Origin of the sequence: Bradyrhizobium sp. CB2312, from assembly GCF_029714425.1 — a bacterium.
Classification (GTDB): domain Bacteria; phylum Pseudomonadota; class Alphaproteobacteria; order Rhizobiales; family Xanthobacteraceae; genus Bradyrhizobium.
In genome coordinates this window covers 7420795-7439691 of sequence record NZ_CP121668.1, presented here as the reverse complement: position 1 = coordinate 7439691, position 18897 = coordinate 7420795, and the positions used below count along the sequence as shown (strand labels likewise).

16 protein-coding genes and 1 tRNA gene are annotated in these 18897 nt (G+C 63.7%); 4 read left to right on the top strand and 13 right to left on the bottom strand.

The genetic code is table 11. The features are described from left to right. Window positions 1-149: 149 nt before the first annotated feature. Complete coding sequence (locus QA642_RS36085; RefSeq protein WP_283081149.1) at window positions 150-752, top strand: hypothetical protein; 603 nt, start codon at window positions 150-152, stop codon at window positions 750-752. Between the two features lie 58 nt (window positions 753-810). Here the strand turns inward: QA642_RS36085 and QA642_RS36080 are convergent, their stop codons facing one another. The 9 genes from QA642_RS36080 to QA642_RS36040 all read right to left on the bottom strand — a co-directional run bounded on the left by QA642_RS36080 (window position 811) and on the right by QA642_RS36040 (window position 11282). Continuing rightward, window positions 811-2058, bottom strand: coding sequence for a methyltransferase (locus QA642_RS36080; protein ID WP_283081148.1), 1248 nt, complete (start codon window positions 2056-2058; stop codon window positions 811-813). After that, window positions 2051-2785, bottom strand: a complete 735-nt coding sequence (locus QA642_RS36075) for a TlyA family RNA methyltransferase (protein WP_283081147.1) — start codon at window positions 2783-2785, stop codon at window positions 2051-2053. Before QA642_RS36075 ends, QA642_RS36080 begins: the two co-directional genes overlap by 8 nt. Before the next feature lie 26 nt (window positions 2786-2811). Continuing rightward, a complete protein-coding gene (locus QA642_RS36070; protein WP_283081146.1) occupies window positions 2812-3366 on the bottom strand; it encodes a nucleoside 2-deoxyribosyltransferase in 555 nt (184 codons plus the stop codon). A 177-nt stretch (window positions 3367-3543) separates the two neighbouring features. Continuing rightward, window positions 3544-5472 (bottom strand): 1-deoxy-D-xylulose-5-phosphate synthase, encoded by a 1929-nt coding sequence (gene dxs, locus QA642_RS36065; RefSeq protein ID WP_283081145.1) that lies wholly within the window; start codon window positions 5470-5472, stop codon window positions 3544-3546. 601 nt (window positions 5473-6073) lie between these two features. Beyond that, window positions 6074-6325 carry an exodeoxyribonuclease VII small subunit gene (locus QA642_RS36060; RefSeq protein WP_027558317.1) on the bottom strand — a complete coding sequence of 84 codons (252 nt, stop codon included), beginning with the start codon at window positions 6323-6325 and terminating at the stop codon, window positions 6074-6076. 74 nt (window positions 6326-6399) lie between these two features. Beyond that, a complete protein-coding gene (locus tag QA642_RS36055; RefSeq protein ID WP_027558318.1) occupies window positions 6400-7329 on the bottom strand; it encodes a histone deacetylase family protein in 930 nt (309 codons plus the stop codon). 89 nt (window positions 7330-7418) lie between these two features. Continuing rightward, window positions 7419-8528, bottom strand: a complete 1110-nt coding sequence (locus QA642_RS36050; RefSeq protein ID WP_080137402.1) for an IS630 family transposase — start codon at window positions 8526-8528, stop codon at window positions 7419-7421. Window positions 8529-8643: 115 nt separating this feature from the next. Then, the gene (locus QA642_RS36045) at window positions 8644-10299 is read right to left on the bottom strand and encodes a bifunctional metallophosphatase/5'-nucleotidase (protein WP_283081144.1); all 1656 of its coding nucleotides are present in this window, start codon (window positions 10297-10299) and stop codon (window positions 8644-8646) included. A gap of 224 nt (window positions 10300-10523) precedes the next feature. Beyond that, entirely contained in the window at window positions 10524-11282 is a 759-nt protein-coding gene (locus QA642_RS36040) for an enoyl-CoA hydratase-related protein (RefSeq protein WP_283081143.1), read from the bottom strand. Between the two features lie 254 nt (window positions 11283-11536). Here QA642_RS36040 and QA642_RS36035 point away from each other — a divergent pair, with 254 nt between their 5' ends. Beyond that, window positions 11537-12775, top strand: coding sequence for an MFS transporter (locus QA642_RS36035; protein WP_283081142.1), 1239 nt, complete (start codon window positions 11537-11539; stop codon window positions 12773-12775). 254 nt (window positions 12776-13029) lie between these two features. On the opposite strand, the gene QA642_RS36030 is transcribed toward QA642_RS36035, so the two are convergent. Beyond that, the gene (locus QA642_RS36030; RefSeq protein WP_283081141.1) at window positions 13030-14805 is read right to left on the bottom strand and encodes an acyl-CoA dehydrogenase; all 1776 of its coding nucleotides are present in this window, start codon (window positions 14803-14805) and stop codon (window positions 13030-13032) included. Between the two features lie 243 nt (window positions 14806-15048). Here QA642_RS36030 and QA642_RS36025 point away from each other — a divergent pair. Continuing rightward, window positions 15049-15123: transfer RNA gene (locus tag QA642_RS36025), tRNA-Gln, on the top strand. 294 nt (window positions 15124-15417) lie between these two features. Here the strand turns inward: QA642_RS36025 and QA642_RS36020 are convergent. Then, the gene (locus tag QA642_RS36020; protein ID WP_283081140.1) at window positions 15418-16389 is read right to left on the bottom strand and encodes a hypothetical protein; all 972 of its coding nucleotides are present in this window, start codon (window positions 16387-16389) and stop codon (window positions 15418-15420) included. Between the two features lie 907 nt (window positions 16390-17296). On the opposite strand from QA642_RS36020, the gene QA642_RS36015 reads away from it, so the two are divergent. Next, entirely contained in the window at window positions 17297-17695 is a 399-nt protein-coding gene (locus tag QA642_RS36015; RefSeq protein ID WP_283081139.1) for a hypothetical protein, read from the top strand. Here the strand turns inward: QA642_RS36015 and QA642_RS36010 are convergent. Beyond that, the gene (locus tag QA642_RS36010) at window positions 17613-18131 is read right to left on the bottom strand and encodes a DUF3788 domain-containing protein (protein WP_283081138.1); all 519 of its coding nucleotides are present in this window, start codon (window positions 18129-18131) and stop codon (window positions 17613-17615) included. The genes QA642_RS36015 and QA642_RS36010 overlap by 83 nt on opposite strands. A gap of 112 nt (window positions 18132-18243) precedes the next feature. Then, window positions 18244-18891, bottom strand: coding sequence for an NAD(P)H-dependent oxidoreductase (locus QA642_RS36005; RefSeq protein WP_283081137.1), 648 nt, complete (start codon window positions 18889-18891; stop codon window positions 18244-18246). Between the last annotated feature and the right edge of the window lie 6 nt (window positions 18892-18897).

Here is an 18897-nt window from a genome sequence, read left to right as displayed (position 1 = left end):
CTGTAAATGGGTCCGCGCGTCGGAGGGGAGGTTCATGGCGTCAGGAAAAGGTGATGGCCGGAACCGGATCGCGTGAGCCCAGGCATTGCGTCGCTGGCATTTGCACGATCATGGGCATATAATCTGCGAGGTTTCTGACGGTCACCTGAATGTCCAGCTTCACTCGGTCCTGCGCTCTTGCAACTCTGTTCGCGGTGCTCTGCCTCGGCGATGCGCCGGCCCATGCGCAGGCGGCCCCGCTGCAATATTGGATTCCGGGCGGGCCTTTCGGCTTCGGCGGCAGCGCTGTCCAGAGCGCCGACGCTTACGGCAATTTTCCGAGCTTCAATGCGGCCGATGCCAATGGCGGCTATGATTTTCGTCCCGGTTTCTTTGTCGGCGGCGCGCGCGGCAATCTTGGTTTGAGCGGCCTCAGCCAGTCCGTCCCGGCCGGCAATTTCAGCGCGCTGTCCTATGACAGCACGCAGTTCGGTTACAACACCAAGACTGCGGGCGGCATGCCGGTCACGTTCTTTGCCGGTTTCAACTCGCTGAAATATGGCGACGGCATCGGCAGCTCGCTTGCGCCGCTCACCTCTGGTGCCTCTCCCGGCTATAGCGCGTTCGCGGGGGTCGAGTTCAAGCCGACCTCCAATCTCAGCCTGTCGTTCGGCGCCGGTGTCGTCCAGCAGGATTCGGGCCGCATGGACAGCGATATCCGATCGAACATGCTGCCCGGCGAGTCGCCGGCGTTGAGCGGGTTGCGGCGCTAGAGCATGACCCGGGAAAGTGTGCAGCGGTTTCCCGAAAGGTCATGCTCAAACAAAAAGACTACCGCGTAAATCGCGCCACCAGCTCCACATGCGGCGTATGGCGGAACTGGTCCACCGGCACCACGTTCTCGATCTTGTAACCACCATCGATCAAGAGCCGCGCATCGCGGGCGAAGGTCGCGCTGTTGCAGGACACTGCAATCACCACAGGCACCTTGCTCGCGGCAAGCTTCAGCGCCTGCGCCTGCGCGCCCTGGCGCGGCGGATCGAACACGACCGCGTCGAAATCGCGCAGCTCCTGCGGCACCAGCGGGCGGCGGAACAAATCGCGCGGCTCGCACCTGATCGGCTTCAGGCCGGGCGTGCGCGCGGCTTTCGCGAGTGCGGCGATCGCGCCGGCATCGTTGTCATAGGCGGTGAGGCGCGCCTTCTCAGCAAGCCTAAGCGCGAACGGGCCGACGCCGCAGAAGAGGTCGAGAACCTCCTTGGCCTTGCCGACGCGCTCGGCGACGAGCGCGGCCAGCGTCTCTTCGCCCGCAACCGTCGCCTGCAAGAACGAGCCGGGCGGCAACGTCACGTCAGCGCGACCCATCTTCACGATCGGTAGCAGACGTTGCAGCACCAGCTCGCCATGCCGCGTCAGCCGCGCCAGGCGGTGCTGCTCGGCGACGCGCGACAGCGCGGTGACGATCGGTGTCGGCAGCGGGCCGGAGCCGCGCACGTCGACATCGAGGCCGTTGACGGTCGCGGTGACCTGGATGTCGAGCGGTTTCGTCACCGGCATTTTCGATGTCAACGGCTCAGCCAGCGCCCAGGCGGCGTCGAGTGCACCTTCGAGGCCGGGATCGAGGATCGGGCAGCGATGGATCGGGATGACGTCGTGCGAGCTCGCCGCCGAGAAGCCGACCTTGAGCACGTCATGTGTGCCAAATCTTCCATGCAGCGTGACGCGACGGCGGCCGGCGCCGTGGGCATCGACCAGCGGCGCCACCTCGCAATCGATGCCGGCCTGCGCCAGCGTCTCGACCACGATGCTGCGCTTCCAGGCGCGGTACGGCTCGGCTGCCCAGTGCTGGATCGCGCAGCCGCCGCAGATGCCGAAATGCGGGCAGAACGGTTCGATGCGCTCGGGGCTGGCGACATCGACCGCCAGAAGCTTGCGGCGATCAGGATGGTTGCCCGCGACGTGATCGACCTCGACGGTCTCGCCGCCAAGCGTGTAAGGCACATAGATCGCTTCGCCGGCGTCGAGGCAGACGCCGTCGCCGCGATGGCCGACGTGATCGATCCTCAAGCGTTCAACCACGGCGCGCGCCCAGGAAGAATTCGATGTTGCCGTCGCCGCCCGTAATCGGCGAGGGGAAGATTTCGATGTCGGTGCAGCCGAGCGAAGCGGCGAAGGCGGCGATGTCGTCGCAGATCTCCTGATGCACGGCGGTGTCGCGGATGATGCCTTTCTTGTTGTGCTTCCGCTCCGCCTCGAATTGCGGCTTGATCAGCGCGAGCAGGCTCATCGGCGCTGCCGCCAGCGACAGCGCCACCGGCAGCACGGTTTTCAGCGAGATGAAGCTGACGTCGATGACGACGACATCGGGCCGCGCCGGCAGGCGCTTGCCGTCGTAGCTGCGAATGTCCGTTTCCTCCATCGACACGATCTTGGGATGACCGCGCAGCGAGGGATGCAGCTGGCTGGTGCCGACATCGACGGCAAAGACGAGGCCCGCGCCGTTCGCCAGCAGCACTTCTGTAAAACCACCGGTGGAAGCGCCGACGTCGAGGCAGACATGGTCCTCGATCTCGATCGGGTAGCGCTCCAGCGCGCCGGCGAGCTTGACGCCGCCGCGCGAGACGTAGGGGTGCGCGGGTTCGGCCTGGATCACGGCATCCTCGGCGATCGTCTCCGACGGTTTTGAAACCTGCTTGTCGTCGGCCGTGACGAGGCCGGCCTCGATCGCCGCGCGCGCCCGCGCCCGGCTCTCGAACAGGCCGCGCTCGACCAGCAGAACATCCGCACGCTTGCGGGCAGGGGACATCGTTCTCTCCGGAAGCGACTGAGCGCTTATGTAGCGATCAATTGCGCGGCCGCCATCCGGACGCAAGTCTCGAACGCGGCGAGGTCGTGCCAGACGTCGTTAGGCATCTGCACCGGCGTTACCAAGGGGCAGCCGTGCAGCTCCAGCGCATGGATCATCATGAGGTTGTCGACGAGGCCGAAGTCCTCGACCGTCAGCCCCTGCGCATCGACCAGCCGCCCGTCCTCGGAGGTGACGTGCGCGAGGCGGCCGAGACGGTCGGCATAGGTGGCGGGATCGTTGGAATAGGCGAGACAGAACTTGCGGCGGCCGGCCATGTAGCCGAGCTCGTAGACGGTGCCGGGATCGGCGCCGGCGCCGCGGAACGGGATGAGATTGGCAATGATGGCGTCGGCCTCGTCCATCATCGCCTCGTTGCCGCAGAAAATCTGCCGCGCGGCGTCGGGTGCGTCGAGGTCGACGGCATTGTCGAGCGGATAGAGGCCGGTGAGCCCGTGCGCCGCGCAGATCTCGACCTTGCGCCGGCCGATCCCAACCGCATCCGGCAGGAACACGTCGGGGCCTGCCAGATAGATTTTCATGGGTGAGGTCTGCCGATGCGAAGCGCGGTGCCACACCTCTCCCATCGGGAGAGGTCGGCGCGAAGCGCCGGGTGAGGGGTTACGCTCTCACGTGGGACCTGAACGCCTCACCCGGATTACTTGCGCAATCCGACCTCTCCCGATGGGAGAGGTGGGTCCAGCGTCTGTCGCGATGGCTTAGGCCAGCTTGACCGTCTCGGTCTTCACGTCCTTGCCGAGCGCCTCGAACACCTTGGCGACGATGCCCTTGGCGTCGAGACCGGCGCGGCCGTACATCGCCGCCGGCGTGTCGTGGTCCTGGAACACGTCAGGCAGCACCATCGAGCGGAACTTGACCATTCCGCTGTCGAGCACGCCCTGGTCGGTCAGGAACTGCGCGACATGCGAGCCGAAGCCGCCGACCGAGCCTTCCTCGATCGTGATCAGGATCTCGTGGTCGCGGGCGAGCTTGAGCACCAGCTCGGTGTCGAGCGGCTTCATGAAGCGCGCGTCCGCGATCGAGGTGGAGAGGCCGAGGGCGGCGAGCTCGTCGGCGGCCTTCTCGCATTCGGCGAGGCGGGTGCCGAAGGAGAGCAGGGCGATCTTGCTGCCCTGGCGGATCATGCGGCCCTTGCCGACCTCGAGCGGAACGCCGACGTCGGGCATCTCGATGCCGCGGCCTTCGCCGCGCGGATAGCGCAGCGAGCTCGGACGGTCGTCGATCGCGACCTGCGTCGCCACCATGTGCACCAGCTCGGCCTCGTCCGCCGCCGCCATGATCACCATGTTGGGCAGACAGCCGAGATAGGCGTTGTCGAACGACCCGGCATGGGTCGCACCGTCAGCGCCGACGAGGCCGGCGCGGTCGATGGCGAAGCGCACGGGCAGGTTCTGGATCGCCACGTCATGCACGATCTGGTCGTAGCCGCGCTGCAGGAAGGTCGAGTAGATCGCACAGAACGGCTTGTAGCCTTCGCTGGCAAGACCGGCGGCAAAGGTCACCGCGTGCTGCTCGGCGATGCCGACGTCGAAGGTGCGGTCCGGGAACGCCTTGTTGAAGATGTCGACACCGGTGCCGGACGGCATCGCCGCGGTGATGGCGACGATCTTGTCGTCTTTCTGGGCTTCCTTGACGAGGCTCTGGCCGAACACGTTCTGGTAGGCCGGCGCGTTCGGCTTGGCCTTGGCTTGCGTGCCCGTCGCGACGTCGAACTTGACGACGGCGTGGTACTTGTCGGCGGAGGCTTCCGCCGGGCCGTAGCCCTTGCCCTTCTGCGTCACGACGTGGACCAGGATCGGGCCTTCCTCCATGTCGCGCACGTTCTTCAGCACGGGCAGCAGATGGTCGAGGTTATGGCCGTCGATCGGGCCGACGTAATAGAAGCCGAGCTCCTCGAACAGCGTGCCGCCGTCCATCATGAAGCCGCGGGAATATTCCTCGACGCGGTTGGCGCGGTTGGCGATGATCTTGGGCAGGCGCTTGTTGATCTGCTTGGCCGCGTCGCGCAGCGTGCGATAGGTCTTGCCGGAGTAGAGGCGCGACAGATAGGCGCTCATGGCGCCGACCGGCGGCGCGATCGACATGTCGTTGTCGTTGAGGATGACGATCAGGCGCGAGTTCATGGCGCCGGCGTTGTTCATGGCCTCATAAGCCATGCCCGCCGACATCGCACCGTCACCGATCACTGCGATAACGTTGTTCTTGCCGCCGGAGAGGTCGCGCGCGACGGCCATGCCGAGACCGGCCGAGATCGAGGTCGAGGAATGCGCGGCGCCGAACGGATCGTAATCGCTCTCGCTGCGCTTGGTGAAGCCGGAGAGGCCGCCGCCGGTGCGCAGCGTGCGGATGCGGTCGCGGCGGCCGGTGAGGATCTTGTGCGGATAGGCCTGATGGCCGACGTCCCAGATCAGCCGGTCGCGCGGCGTGTCGAAGACGTAGTGGATCGCGGTGGTGAGCTCGACCACGCCGAGGCCCGCGCCGAAGTGACCGCCGGTCACCGAGACGGCATCGATGGTCTCCTGCCGCAGCTCGTCGGCGACCTGGCGAACCTGCTCGATCTTGAGCTTGCGCAGGTCGTCCGGGGTCCGGATGGTGTCGAGAAGCGGCGTCTTACTGTATGCGTTCACGGCGATTTCCAATTTGTCAGCGCCGGAAGGTCGTTCCGGTGCGCGATGGGTTTGCACAATATCGGCGCAGCGCGAATCCTAAAACCGTCGGAGCCACCTGCCTGGGGCACGGCCCCGTCTTCAAGCTTAGGTGAGCTTAGGTGCGCTCCGGTTCAGTCTCTGTGATCCCTGTCACTTAGATCGGCTTCGTCCGTCCCAGCCAATTCACCAGCAGTTTGAAGCGCTTGTCGTCGGTAATCAGTGCCCACGCAAGGCTTGCAAAAAGCCACACTCCGCGCAGCTTTACACCAAAGCTTGGGCCAAAGCCAACCCGCCCCGCCGATTACGGCCATGCAGCTGCAACCGGCGGGCCAGATTGGTTAACCTTGGGCAGGGACCGGCGGTTCCTCCCCAACTGCTTCGTTGGCAGCGCTTTTCGGTGAAAATATGTACTTTTTGCCCGCTTGTGGCCTGGTTCCGGCCTGCGGAGGCGTTGGATTTGACCGGTTCCGCAGCCGGAACGCCCGCGGAACTACCCCGCCACGGAAAATACGGACGGAACTCCCGCATGAAGCCCTTCATGCAGGCGGCGCCGGGCAGAATGGAATTGGGCGTGTCGGCCTTACTGCACGTCGAGCGGCGCGGTGCCTGTGGCCTGGCCGCTGGCATCGGTGGTGATCTTGTCGACGCGGGCCTCGGCCTGGCGCAGCAGGTCCTCGCAGCGACGCTTCAAGGCTTCGCCACGCTCGTAGATCGTCACGGATTCCTCGAGCGGCACCTTGCCGTCCTCGAGCCGCTTGACGATCGTTTCGAGTTCCTCGATCGCGCGCTCGAAGGTGAGCCTGGAGACGTCGACTTGGGTGTTTTCGGCCATATCCGTTTCCGATTGCCCTATTCGCTTTCCTTGGAGTGAAGGCAGGTTTTGCGGGCTCAATGTGGCGATTGTCGTCAGGCGCCCATGAGGGCGCCGACATGCGCCGTAACAGATTCTTTCAATCCTTGCAGGTCATAGCCGCCTTCGAGCACGGAGACAACGCGCCCGCCTGCGGACTTGTCGGCAAGGTCCATCAGCTTGCGCGTGACCCAGGTGTAGTCCTCGGCGCGCAAATTCAGGGACGCCAGCGGATCGCGGTAATGCGCATCGAAGCCGGCGGAGATGATCAGCAGCTCGGGGCTGAACTTTTCCAGCCGCGGCAGGATCAGACTCTCGAACGCGGAGCGGAATTCAGGGCCGCCGTCCTCGGAAGCGAGCGGTGCATTGACGATGGTGTCGTGATCGCCGCGTTCGCCCTTCGCGCCGGTGCCCGGGAACAGCGGCATCTGGTGCGTCGAGCAGTACATCACGGTCGGGTCCGACCAGAAGATGTCCTGCGTGCCGTTGCCGTGATGCACGTCGAAATCGACGATCGCCGCGCGCTTGATGCCATATTTGCGCTGCGCATGGCGCGCGGCGATCGCGACATTGTCGAAGAAGCAGAAGCCCATCGGCTTGCCGATCTCGGCGTGATGGCCGGGCGGGCGCACCGCGACGAAGGCGTTGCGGTGCTCGCCGTTCATCACCGCTTCGGTCGCCGCCACCGCGCCGCCGACGCCGCGCATCACCGCTTCCCACGTGCCGGGTGACATCGAGGTGTCGCCGTCGATATAGACCTGGCCGCTGGTCGGCGCGATGTGGCGCAGCTCGGTGACGTAATGCTCGTTGTGGCACAGCGTCACGAGATCGAGATCGCCCTCCGGCGCCTGGTCGCGCACCAGGAACTGGAAGCGCTCATGCGACAGCGCTTCCTCCACCGCGCGCAGGCGGTCGGGCCGTTCAGGATGTCCCGGCGGCGTGACGTGGTCGAGGCAGGCCTTGTGGGAGAGGAGAAGCGTGCTCATCAGGTCGGCCTCACAGAATACGGGCTCTCGACGTCGTTGACGCATCCGGCGCCAAAACGCAATGCAAATCCCAATCTAGTCACGTGAATCTAAAGTTCGCCACATAAAGTCTGCTGGGCTTTGTGGCAGAAGCGTTTGACGGAAGCCAAAATCTGGTCTGCGGACTTGGTCCATTTGAAGGGCTTGGGATTTTTGTTGTGCAGGTCGATGAAGGTACGGATGTCGGCCTCGAGCTGCCTGACGGAGGTGTGAACACCTCGCTGGATCTGCTTTCGGGTGAGCTCAGCGAACCAGCGTTCGACCTGATTGATCCATGACGCGGAAGTCGGCGTGAAGTGGACATGATAATGCGGCCGACGGGCGAGCCACGCTTTGATCTTGGGTGTTTTGTGAGTGGCGTAGTTGTCCATGACGATATGGACATCGATCCCTTCAGGGACTTGAGCGTCGATCTCTTTGAGGAACTTCAAGAACTCGACTGCCCGGTGGCGCTTGTAGCATTTGCCGATGACGAATCCAGAGGCGACATCGAGCGCGGCAAACAGCGAGGTCGTACCATGCCGCACATAGCTGTGCGTGCGCCGTTCCGGTACGCCCGGCATCATCGGCAGGACCGGCTGCTCGCGATCCAGGGCCTGGATCTGGCTTTTCTCATCGACACTGAGGACAAGGGCTCGGTTCGGTGGGGAAAGGTAAAGGCCGACGATATCGCGGACCTTGTCGACGAACAGCGGGTCGCTCGACAGCTTGAATGTCTGGCTGCGGTGCGGCTGCAGGCCGAACGCCGTCCACATTCGGCGGATCGTGGTGTGGGAAAAGCCAGTTTCCGCAGCCATTGAGCGGATCGACCAGTGCGTCGCGTCGGGTGGCGTTGTACGCAATGTCCGCTCAATTACCTCAGCAACCTGATCGTCGTTGATGGTTCGAGGGCGGCCCGGGCGGGCCTCGTCAAGCAGGCCATCACAGCGATCCTTCAAAAATCGGCGGCGCCACTTGCCGACGGTGTGTTCGTGGAGGCCGAGTTCGACAGCCACAGACTTGCTTGGCAAGCCATCCGCACACCGCAGGATCGCGCGGCAGCGCTCAGATAGCGATCGGGCAACGCGATGACGACGAACTTGTCTCTCCAAGTACGCCCGCTCCGGCGGACTAAGCACCAACGGCGCGATCGGCCGGCCTCGCTCACCTGCATTCGCCACAAGCTCTCTCCTCTGTAGAGATTCGAGCTATCAACTAATGTGACGAACTTGCGTTCCAGATGACTAGGTGTTCCCTGCAGAATGGCAAACGGCGGGCCAGTCCGTTTGATCCGGATCAATTCACCCGCAGGATGCGGGTCGGTGGCAACGGCCCAATCGGCCCGTGCGCCCGGAAGAAGGCGAACAGCGCGTCCGCGTCATAGCCGCCATATTGCGGCGAGGTGCCTTGCTTGGCGACGGTGAAACCGTCGCCGCCGACGGCGAGGTAATCGTTGAGGGTGACGCGGTAACCGCTGCCGGCTTCGATGGGCGTGCCGTTGAGTGTCATCTTGTCGAGGCTGACGCGCTCGCCGAACGGCTTCGATGCGTCCCAGGCGTAACTGAACCCGTTCGAGACCTGGAGGATCCGCGGCCGCTTCGGATCGAGCCATTGCTGCTCGAGCATGTCCTTGAGCTGGCTCCCGGTCAGCGTCATGGTGACGAGACGGTTGCGGAACGGCTGGCTGGAGAACACGTCGCCGAAGGTGATCGCGCCGTTCTCCTTTGGCACGATATCGGTGCGGATGCCGCCGGGATTGGTGAGCGCGATGACTGCGCTGCCGTCCTTGGTGTCCTTGGTTGCGGCGAGCTGCGCATCGGCGATGACGTCGCCGAGCGCGCTCTCGCCGGCCTCGTTCGGCACGCGCGACAGCGTCTGCGTGACCGAGCCGGCCGGGCGATTGGCGATCGGCGCTGCGAGCTTGTCGTAGGACTCGATCAGCGCGGTCTGCTCGGGGTCTTTCGCCAGCGAGGCGTTGGCGACGATGACGTTCTCGGCTTTCGCGCCGACGATGTCGCGGGTAACAGGATCGAGCTTGAGATCGATCGCGGTGACCAGCGTGCCGTATTTGTCGCCGCTGGTGACGAGCCGTCCGTCGATGTCGCAGACATAGGCGCGGTGGGTGTGGCCGCTGACGACGATGTCGACGGCGCGGTCGAATTTCCTGACGATGTCGACGATCGGGCCCGTGATCGCCGGGCATTCATTGTAGTCGCCCGAGGGCTCGCCGCCCTGGTGGATCAGCACCACGATCGCCTCGACGCCGCGCGCCTTCAGCTGCGGCACCAGCGCGTTCACCGTCTCGGCCTCGTCGCGGAATTCGAGCCCGGCAATGCCTGACGGCGAGACGATGCCCGCGGTCTCTCTCAAGGTGAGGCCGATGAAGGCGACGGGAATGCCGTCGAATTCCCGGATCTCGTAAGGCGGCAGCACGCTCTTGCCGGTCGCGGTCTCCACGGTGGAGGCCGCGAGATAGTGGAATTTGGCGCCGGTGAACGGATGCGGCCCCTGGCAACCGTCGAGCGGATGGCAGCCGCCGTTCTGCATCCGCAAGAGCTCGGTCTTGCCCTCGTCGAACTCGTGATTGCCGACGGAGGTGATCGCGAGCCCCATCATCGACAGCGCCTCGACCGTGGGCTCGTCGTGAAACATCGCCGACAGGAACGGGCTCGCGCCGATCAGATCGCCGGCAGCGACGAAGATCGTGTTCTTGTGTCCCTCGCGCAGCTGCTTGACCAGCGTTGCCATGTACTCGGCCCCGCCGGCGGCGACCATGACCTTCTTGCTCTTGTCCTCGGGATCGCCGATGCGGATGCCGCCCGGCGGCGGCCGCAGATTGCCGTGAAAATCGTTGATCGCGAGAATGCGCAGCTCGACCGGCGCTGTGGTTTGGGCCGCGGAGGGCAGGGCGGAGATGAGCGCGAGCGCGGCAAGGATGGATCGGTATCGCATGGAACCAGACTAGTCGGTCCGCGCGAAGATTTCACGAAGCATTGTCGTGAACGCGCTCTGCTTTCTTCCTTCTCCCCTTGTGGGAGAAGGTGGCGCGAAGCGTCGGATGAGGGGTTGTCTCCGCGAATTACGTTGAGAGAGGAGCCTGCGGAGACAACCCCTCACCCGTCTCGCCGCTCCGCGGCGATCCACCCTCTCCCACAAGGGGAGAGGGGACAAGCTCCTCAGCGCTTCTTCCTGTTCGCGAACGCGTTGAACGCGGCGACGGCTTCGTCCGACTTGAGCCGCTCGCCGAACAGATGGGCTTCCTGGTCGATGCGGCGGGTGAGCGCTTCCGGGGCCGCGCGCAGCAATTTGCGCGAGGTCGCGACCGCCTCGGCCGGCAGCCTGCAGATCTCGCGCGCCACCTTGCGGGCCTCGACCTCGGTATGTCCCGGCGAGACCACGGTGTTGACGAAGCCTGCGGCTTCGGCCTGCTCGGCGGTGAAGGTCCGGCCCATGATCAGCATGGCGAAGGCGCGCTGGTAGCCCATCGTGTTCGGCATCAACAGGCTGGCTGCGCCGACCGGCACAAGCCCGAGATTGATGTAGGGCGCCGAAAAGGTCGCTGCAGTGGAGGCCAGCACGTAATCGCAATGGAACAGCATCACGGTGCCCATGCCGATCGAGGCGCCGTCGACCGCCGCGATGATCGGCTTGACGTTGAGCGCGAGCGAATAGAGAAATTTTGCGCCGTTCGACAGCGTCTCCGGGCGCGCCGCGTCGGCTTTCAGGAAGTCGTCGATGTCGTCGCCCGCGGTGAACACGCCCGAGCCGCCGGTGATGATCATGCAGCGGATGTCGGGATTGTTCTGCGCGGTGTCGATCGCGCGGCTCATCTCGCGGTACATGTCCTGCGTGATCGCGTTCTTCTTGCCGGGGCGGCGCAGGGTGATCACGCGGGTTCCGCGCTCTTCGGTGACGATGATATTGCCATTCGCCATAACAACCCCCTGCACCCGCCGCGCCGCTGCTGGCGAGTCTCTCAAGCCTCAGCCTACATGATCTTGCAGGCGTGCCAATGCGGCAGCTCGACCTTTTCGGGAACGACCCCGTGAGGCGGGCGTATGGCGCTCGCCGCATGGTGTCTCACGAGCCGTTGCGCATTGCAACAATTGGCTACAATGTTTCATTTGAAAAACCGTTGGTTGTGGGGGAGGGTTGCGCATGTCGTTCATCTTGGCCGATCGCTCGACCGATGATTGCCGCAACGGGAGTTGACGAATCCTCGCTGCGTTATCGCGGCTGGCGCGTGGTGCTGGCCTGCTTCCTGATGGCCTTCTTCACGTTCGGCTTCGGCCTTTACGGCCAGGGCGTCTATCTTGCCGAGCTGCAGCGCGCTCATGGCTGGCCGGGCACGCTGGTCTCCGCCGCCAGCACCTTCTCGTTCCTGCTGACCTCCGTCCTCGTCATCTTCACCGACGATCTGCTCGCCCGCATCGGGCTGCGCGCGCTGATCCTGTGCGGCCTGTCGGCGCTCGGCGCTTCAACCGCGCTGCTGGCGCTGATGCAGACGCCGTGGCAGCTCTATCTCGCCTATGCGCTGATGGCGGTCGGCTGGGCCGGCATGGGCACCGTGGTGATCGCGACGGTGCTGAACGCCTGGTTCGAGCGGCGCCGCGGGCTCGCGCTCAGCCTCGCGTTCAACGGCGCAACTTGCGGCGGCATCATCCTCGTGCCACTGCTGCTGTCGCTGACGAGCAGCATCGGCTTCCGCTCGGCGATGCTCGCGGCGACGATCGTGATGGTGGGGCTGGTGCTGCCGGTGGTCGTGGGCTTCATCGGCTGGCCCGCAGGGATGTCGCCGGCCCCCGGTGGGCGTGCGGCCGCGGGCGGTGTGGCCGCGCCGGCGCATTCACGCAGGACCCTGCTCGCCAACGCGGCGTTCTGGACCATGGTGCTGCCGATCGCCATCGCGCTGCTGGCGCAGATGGGATTCATCATCCACCAGGTGGCGTTCCTCGAGCCGCTGATCGGCCGTCACGCCGCCGGCCTTGCGGTCACCATCATGGCGGCGATGGCGGTGGTCGGCCGCCTATCGCTCGGCCTGTTCGTGGACCGGCTCGATCCCCGGCTCGCTTGCGCGGCGTCGATGACGAGCCAGGCGGCGGCGCTGTTCGTGCTCCTGCAGACCACCAGCCCGACGGTGCTGCTGCTGTGCTGCGCCGTCTATGGCTTCTCGATCGGCAACATGATCACGTTCCCACCGCTGATCATCCAGCGCGAGATCGGCTCCACCGCCTTCGCGGCGGCGATGGGATTGGGCACCTCGATCAGCGGTATCGTCAGCGCCTTCGGCCCCGGCATCGTCGGCCTCGTGCACAGTTTTACCGGCAATTACACGACGGCGTTTTCGATGTGCGTGATGCTGGATCTGGTGGCCGCGGGCATCGTGCTGTGGCGGCCGGGGAGACGCGTGAAGGTCGTGGCTTCGTAGCCCGGATGGAGCGAAGCGCGATCCGGGAAAGCTTCGCTTGTGGTAGGCGCTTAGCACACACGCGATGTCGTCGCCCGACTTGATCGGGCGATCCAGTACTCCGAGACATCGGTGATTGACCGAGAAGCCACGGCGTACTGGATTCCCCGCCGGAGCCTGTCATCGGGCTCGCCGAAGGCGAGACCCGGTGGCGGGGAATGACAGCGGGGAGTGGAGATGCCTCCCATTACATCGCAGTCAAAGCGGAACGTCGCCTACAACAACACCGCATCCGCCGCCGCGACCGAGTCCGCGCTCTCCGTCACGGTGCGCTCGAGCGCGCCGGCCTGCACGGCGATGTTCTCGGCGAAGAAGCGTGCGAGCGAGACGTAGCGTGGCGCATCGCCAAGGCCGTCGGCCTTCGCGGCGAGCGCTTCGGAGGCCAGCATACAGCCGCCGAGCGTCGCGCCGAACTGCTGCAGATACGGGGTTGCGCCGGCGAGCGCCTCGTTCGGCGCGGAGGTCACGCGCTCGAGCAGCCATTTGCTGGTGCGCGTCAAGGCCTCCAGCGCCTCGCGCAATTTTACGCCCGTGGTGCCGAAAGCGGGATCGTTGGACGTCTCCACCTGCTTGACGGTCGCTGCGAGTTCGTCGAGCAGCGCCCACACCGCAGCGCCGCCATTGGCCGCGAGCTTGCGCGTCACGAGATCGATCGCCTGGATGCCGTTGGTGCCCTCGTAGATCGCGGTGATGCGCGCATCGCGATAGTGCTGCGCAGCGCCAGTTTCCTCGATGAAGCCCATGCCGCCATGCACCTGCACGCCGAGATAGGCGACCTCGTTGCCGATGTCGGTGGAATAGCCCTTTGCCATCGGCGTCAGCAGCGCCGCGCGCGCGGCAGCATCGGCACGAACCTTGGGATCCCTGGCGCGGATGGAGACGTCCAGTGCCACGGCGGTGGCATAGCAGATGGTGCGCGCGGCCGCCGTCTGCGCCCGCATCCGCATCAGCATGCGCTTGACGTCGGGATGCACGAAGATCGGGTCCGAGCCGTCGCCCTTCTTGCCGACGGCGCGGCCCTGCTTGCGCTCCTGGGCATAGGCGAGGGCCTGCTGATAGGCGCGGTCGGCAACGCCGACGCCCTCGAGGCCAACGCCGAGGCGGGCCTGGTTCATCATCGTGAACATGCAGCGCATGCCTTGGTTCTCTTCGCCGATCAAAAAGCCGATGGCGCCGCCATGATCGCCCATGGTCATGGTGCAGGTCGGCGAGGCATGCATGCCGAGCTTGTGCTCGACGCCAGAGGCGAAGATGTCGTTGCGCTGCCCCAGCGAGCCGTCGGAATTGACCATGAACTTCGGCACCAGGAACAGCGAGATCCCCTTGGTGCCGGCGGGCGCATCGGGCAGGCGCGCCAGCACGAAATGCACGATGTTGTCGGTCATGTCGTGCTCACCATAGGTGATGAAGATCTTCGTCCCCTTGATGCGATAGGTGCCGTCGGCCTGCTTCTCCGCGCGGGTGCGCAGCGCGCCGACATCGGAGCCGGCCTGCGGCTCGGTGAGCTGCATCGTGCCGGTCCATTCGCCGGTGACGAGCTTCTCGAGATAGATTGTCTTCAGCTCGTCGCTGCCATGCGCTTCCAGCGCCTCGATCGCGGAGGCCGTCAGCAGCGGGCAGAGGCCGAAGGCGACGTTGGAGGCGCTCCAGATCTCGGTGCAGGCCGCGTTGATCGCGAGCGGCAGGCCCTGGCCGCCGAAACCTTCCGGGCCCGAGACCGCGTTCCAGCCGCCATCGGTCCAGCGCTTGTAGGCGTCCGGCCAGCCCGGCGCGGTCGTGACCTTGCCGTCATCGAGCTTGATGCCGTGCTCGTCGCCGACCTTGTTGAGCGGCGCCAGCACGTCGGTTGCGAACTTGCCGGCTTCCTCCAGCACGGCCGCGGCGATGTCGGCGTCGAAATCGCCGTAATGGCCGGCTTCCACGGCAGCCTTCAGGCCGGCGCCATGGTTGAGCGACAGCAGCATGTCGGAAATCGGCGCGCGGTAGGTCATGGCTCACTCCCCGTGGACATCATTGGCGCCGTATTCCCATGAAACGGCGGAGGTCTCAATGGGCGGCAGGCGGGGGCGGAACGGGCGCCGCCCGGTCCTATAATAGAGTGGGGCGCGGCCGCCCCCGGCCCGGTGGTATTTTGCCCCTCCAGGCGGTTGAAATGCCGCGCCGCTCCCTATAGACCGGCTGCGACCGAAGGGAATCTGCGGTAGCCCGCGCTTCCACCAGTTCCGGTCGCCAGTTGGGGCGTAGCCAAGCGGTAAGGCAGCGGATTTTGATTCCGCCATTCGGAGGTTCGATCCCTCCCGCCCCAGCCAAAGCCAACGCGCTGATCTTGTTATGAAAACGGTCCTGCTCAAAGCAGAATTTCCAGCGCATTTGGAAATTCCGTTTGCCTCGCATTTGGAAATTCTGTGCTGGTTTCGTTTTTGGTCGACGACCGATGCGAAGTCGTCGGGGGTTGAACGCCGCTCAACTTATCAAAATACGAATTGAGCGGATGAACGCTGTCTACGCGTTGCAAGCTTCCGACCGCTGCCGTTGACGTCGCGTGCGGGATCGACAGTTGCAGAAGCCCGCCGCCTTTTGCAGCGTTCAACGAAGCGCCAAGTCTATCCTTGGGATCGGACGCTAGTCTTCGAAGTTGGGGAGGTCTGCATTTCGTCTCGCGGTGATGCTGCTCCATCAGCATTCTGCTGATCGAGCTCCTTCTGCGCCGAGAGATGTGCATGCCGCTTACGGGTCGCAGCCAACGCTCGCATCATCGTTTCCTTAGCATAGCCGCGATAGGCCTGTGCGGTCTTGTGGCCCGAGAGTGCACGACCCTGGCCGTCCGTCAGTTCGGCTTCCTCGAGTTCGGTCATGCCGCCGTGTCGACAGGCATCAAGCGTGAACAGCTTTGACACGCCGTCGATCTTCTTGCGCATCTGCTGCACCACTTTTTCCATGCCAGGGTAGGACCACACCTTGGCATCGCCCTTGCGTTCACCCTTTTGGATCCGACGCATGATCATCGGGACGCCGAGCTTGGGCAGATGGCTCAAGACGTCCTCCGCTTCGGCGTAAAACTTGATGGTCTCTCCGTCGAGAGTCTCTTCGAGCGGATGCCAGACCAACGCCTTGTTCTTGTGGTGCTCGATGCGCACGGCGTGTGGCCAGTTCTTGCTGCGATAGTCGGGCCAAGTCAAAAACCTGGCCACCACGTTCTCCGGTCGTTGTAGCCATTCAAAGCAGATCACCGCGACGGCCGCTGGTTCAGGCCGCCCTTCTTTGATGCAGCCCCATGCAAATTTATAGACCTCTTCTCGAGTGACCGCGTGCTTCTTGGTCTTGGTGCGGCTCTTGAGGGTGAAATCGTCCCATGGGTTCGGGTGCTTCTTATCGAACAGCTCCGGGTGTAGCCGACGCATGATCCGCCATACCTTTCGGCAGAGCCCAACCACCTTTTCTCCCTGCCGCAGTCTGATGCCGTTCGGGCCGTTGATGATTTTGTCGTAGATCTTATCGGCGGCTCGTGGCGTAACTTCCATGATCTGCCGTTCGCCGATCCGCCGTCCGCTCTTACCGACGGTGTCGCAGATCATTTGCATGATCCGTTCGTAGTCGGGGCGCGACCGAGCTGAGACCTTCTCAGTATACGCCTTCTCCGTCTTGTATTGTCGGAACAGCCAATCGATCGTGCCATAGCGCGCGATCTTTCCCTGCTCACCCGGCTGGCCTCTGCGCTAGTTGTTCCATTCATCGAACAAGGCATTGAGTGTGGCGGCGCGTCCGCCTTTTCCGTCGTCGCCGCATGCAGTTTCGTAGCTCGTCCCAAGTGGCTCATTTGCCATCTCGCAGCCGAGTTTGCGGTCCGGAAATAGAATGCGACCGAACCGCGGGCAAGCCGACGCACCTCCACAAAGCGTGGAAGCGGCCGCTCCAACGTCACAAATCCTCGGCGAGGTCGCCCGGCACTATGTCCGGGGCGATAGCTCGGTCCAGATCGTCTCTCAACCACAGCTGACGCCTCCCTTCTTTCACACGTGGTCGAGGATACTCCTTACCGACTCGTTTGAGAAAGGCCTCTACAGTTGTTCGCCGCAATACCCGGCTGCGATTGCGGCTGGCATACGACGCGGCCAAGAACCTGCTGGAATTATGGCAGAACGTACCATCGCAAAGGGTCAACGGGAGCTATAGGAATCGGATCGAGCATTTTGCTCGTCTGGCGACGGCCGATGATGCCAATCACCAGCCACGCTTGAAACGGCCCCAGCAGGCAAATCGTAGAAAAAGACAGCGCGGCGTGCTTACAATTGTGTTGGCGTGCTATCCCCCGCGCCATAGCCCTCGTCCGACTAGGCGATTAATGAGAGCGCCCTGTGTCCCGTATGGCTAAGGTAACTATCTGATATTACGCCATGAAACTCAGCGCTGCAGGTGAGTGTGTCAGAGAGTGTGTAAATTCAGCCCAAATTTCAGCTCCAAATGGGCTAAGAGAGCTGCCAAATGAAAATCTTCTGGTCTTGGCAGTCCGATACGCCGGGTAGGATTGGCCGCCACTTCGTGCGCGACGCGCTAAAGCTCGTCATTGAGGAGCTAAAGCAGGCGCGCGATGTTGAGGAGCCCACGGCCGCCGAGACGTGCGAAGGCATTCACCTGGACCATGATCGGCAAGGTGTCTCGGGCAGCCCCGATCTCGCCCGTACCATCTTCGACAAGATCGACCGTTCCGCCGTCTTCGTTGCAGATGTTACCTCGGTCGGGACATCGATTGACGGCAAGAAGAAGCTGATCAAGTCTTTTAGATCTTTCACGCAGTTAGCTATCGGTTCGACGCCTTCCGCGACGACCGTGATGTTGAATTGCTGTGTGATGCCGACGATACATCTGGCGGGCGCTTCATAGTCAGAAGCTTCGTCACATCATGCAGATCATCTGCCGATGAGATAGCAACCGTCAGCCATTTCCCGTCGATGTATGTTTTGGCTTCATCGTAGAGCTTGACCAATTGCGGCCGCCAGACATAGCGCCGCTCCTCAAACTTCTCTCGTTCCGCGCCACCCATCACCACCACAGCCGAAAACCTTCGGTATTCCGGCGCCAAGGTGCAGAACGCCTTGGTTTTCTTGTAGCGCAGAGACCAACCGCGGTTCTTGCCACCGTAGAGCCAGTCCGGCGCGAAAATTCCAGGGTAGAATTCGTCGATCCAGTTCCGCAGCTCAGCCCAATGCGCGAACGCATCTGGTCCGAGCCATTTGCGTACGGCGCTGTCATCGGGCGGTGCTGATTTGTCGGTGATCCTGTCGCCGACCTGGGGAAGCGTACCGGCAGGTAAAATCATCGAAAGACCTCGTGTTCATAGTCCGGCGGAGGCCGGCGGGTTATGATGCGAGCGTACCAAGAGGCGCGCTCTTGAATGCTGCTGGTGCGACCGTCCCCAGAGCAGGAGGGCATCACGAGAGCACTGCAGGCCGCTCGAGGACGCCTCGAAGCTCTCCCATGAGCGTAAGGTCGATGGCGGCAAGAGCGTTGTCCCTCGCTGAGGTGGCCTTGTCCCCGTCAAGAAACGCAGTGGCCTGTACCGGGAGGAATTGCAGGGTTTTCAGCCCAATGGAGTTCAGCGCCAGCGTCAGGTACGGCGTGAGGAAATCCGGCTGATTGGCTCGCTCGCCAGAAAAGACGGCACCGGAAGCGACGCCGATGAAAACCGGACGATCCCGGAGCATTCCCACCTTTCCGGACGGCGTCGACTTCATCGTGCGACCGACGCGCAGAATTTGATCGATCCAGGCCTTGAGGACCGAGGGAATGGTGAAGTTGTGCATCGGCGTTCCCATGACGATCACATCGGCCGCCTCGACTTCCTGAATAAGCGCTTCGGAAACGTCCAGAGCACCCTTCAGCGGAGCCGCCAACGTGGCCAGCGAAGACAGCGTGACCGCGTAATCCGCCACGGCGTGAGGCAAGGGTTCAGTCCCCAAATCACGCCGAGTGATGCTCGCCCCGGGCGCAACCTCGAGAAGCTCTTCGACGATCGCCGCCGAAAGCTGGCGGCTATGCGAATCCTGACGCGGACTGCAATCAATATGGAGGATGTTCATGCGATC

What these genes read in the sequence shown, in the direction of transcription:
- QA642_RS36085 (WP_283081149.1), top strand. Translation starts at nt 150, where the DNA reads ATGTCCAGCTTCACTCGGTCCTGCGCTCTTGCAACTCTGTTCGCGGTG.
- QA642_RS36075 (WP_283081147.1), bottom strand. Translation starts at nt 2,785, where the DNA reads ATGTCCCCTGCCCGCAAGCGTGCGGATGTTCTGCTGGTCGAGCGCGGC.
- QA642_RS36070 (WP_283081146.1), bottom strand. Translation starts at nt 3,366, where the DNA reads ATGAAAATCTATCTGGCAGGCCCCGACGTGTTCCTGCCGGATGCGGTT.
- QA642_RS36060 (WP_027558317.1), bottom strand. Translation starts at nt 6,325, where the DNA reads ATGGCCGAAAACACCCAAGTCGACGTCTCCAGGCTCACCTTCGAGCGC.
- QA642_RS36055 (WP_027558318.1), bottom strand. Translation starts at nt 7,329, where the DNA reads ATGAGCACGCTTCTCCTCTCCCACAAGGCCTGCCTCGACCACGTCACG.
- QA642_RS36045 (WP_283081144.1), bottom strand. Translation starts at nt 10,299, where the DNA reads ATGCGATACCGATCCATCCTTGCCGCGCTCGCGCTCATCTCCGCCCTG.
- QA642_RS36040 (WP_283081143.1), bottom strand. Translation starts at nt 11,282, where the DNA reads ATGGCGAATGGCAATATCATCGTCACCGAAGAGCGCGGAACCCGCGTG.
- QA642_RS36035 (WP_283081142.1), top strand. Translation starts at nt 11,537, where the DNA reads ATGATTGCCGCAACGGGAGTTGACGAATCCTCGCTGCGTTATCGCGGC.
- QA642_RS36030 (WP_283081141.1), bottom strand. Translation starts at nt 14,805, where the DNA reads ATGACCTACCGCGCGCCGATTTCCGACATGCTGCTGTCGCTCAACCAT.
- QA642_RS36020 (WP_283081140.1), bottom strand. Translation starts at nt 16,389, where the DNA reads ATGATCTGCGACACCGTCGGTAAGAGCGGACGGCGGATCGGCGAACGG.
- QA642_RS36015 (WP_283081139.1), top strand. Translation starts at nt 17,297, where the DNA reads ATGAAAATCTTCTGGTCTTGGCAGTCCGATACGCCGGGTAGGATTGGC.
- QA642_RS36010 (WP_283081138.1), bottom strand. Translation starts at nt 18,131, where the DNA reads ATGATTTTACCTGCCGGTACGCTTCCCCAGGTCGGCGACAGGATCACC.
- QA642_RS36005 (WP_283081137.1), bottom strand. Translation starts at nt 18,891, where the DNA reads ATGAACATCCTCCATATTGATTGCAGTCCGCGTCAGGATTCGCATAGC.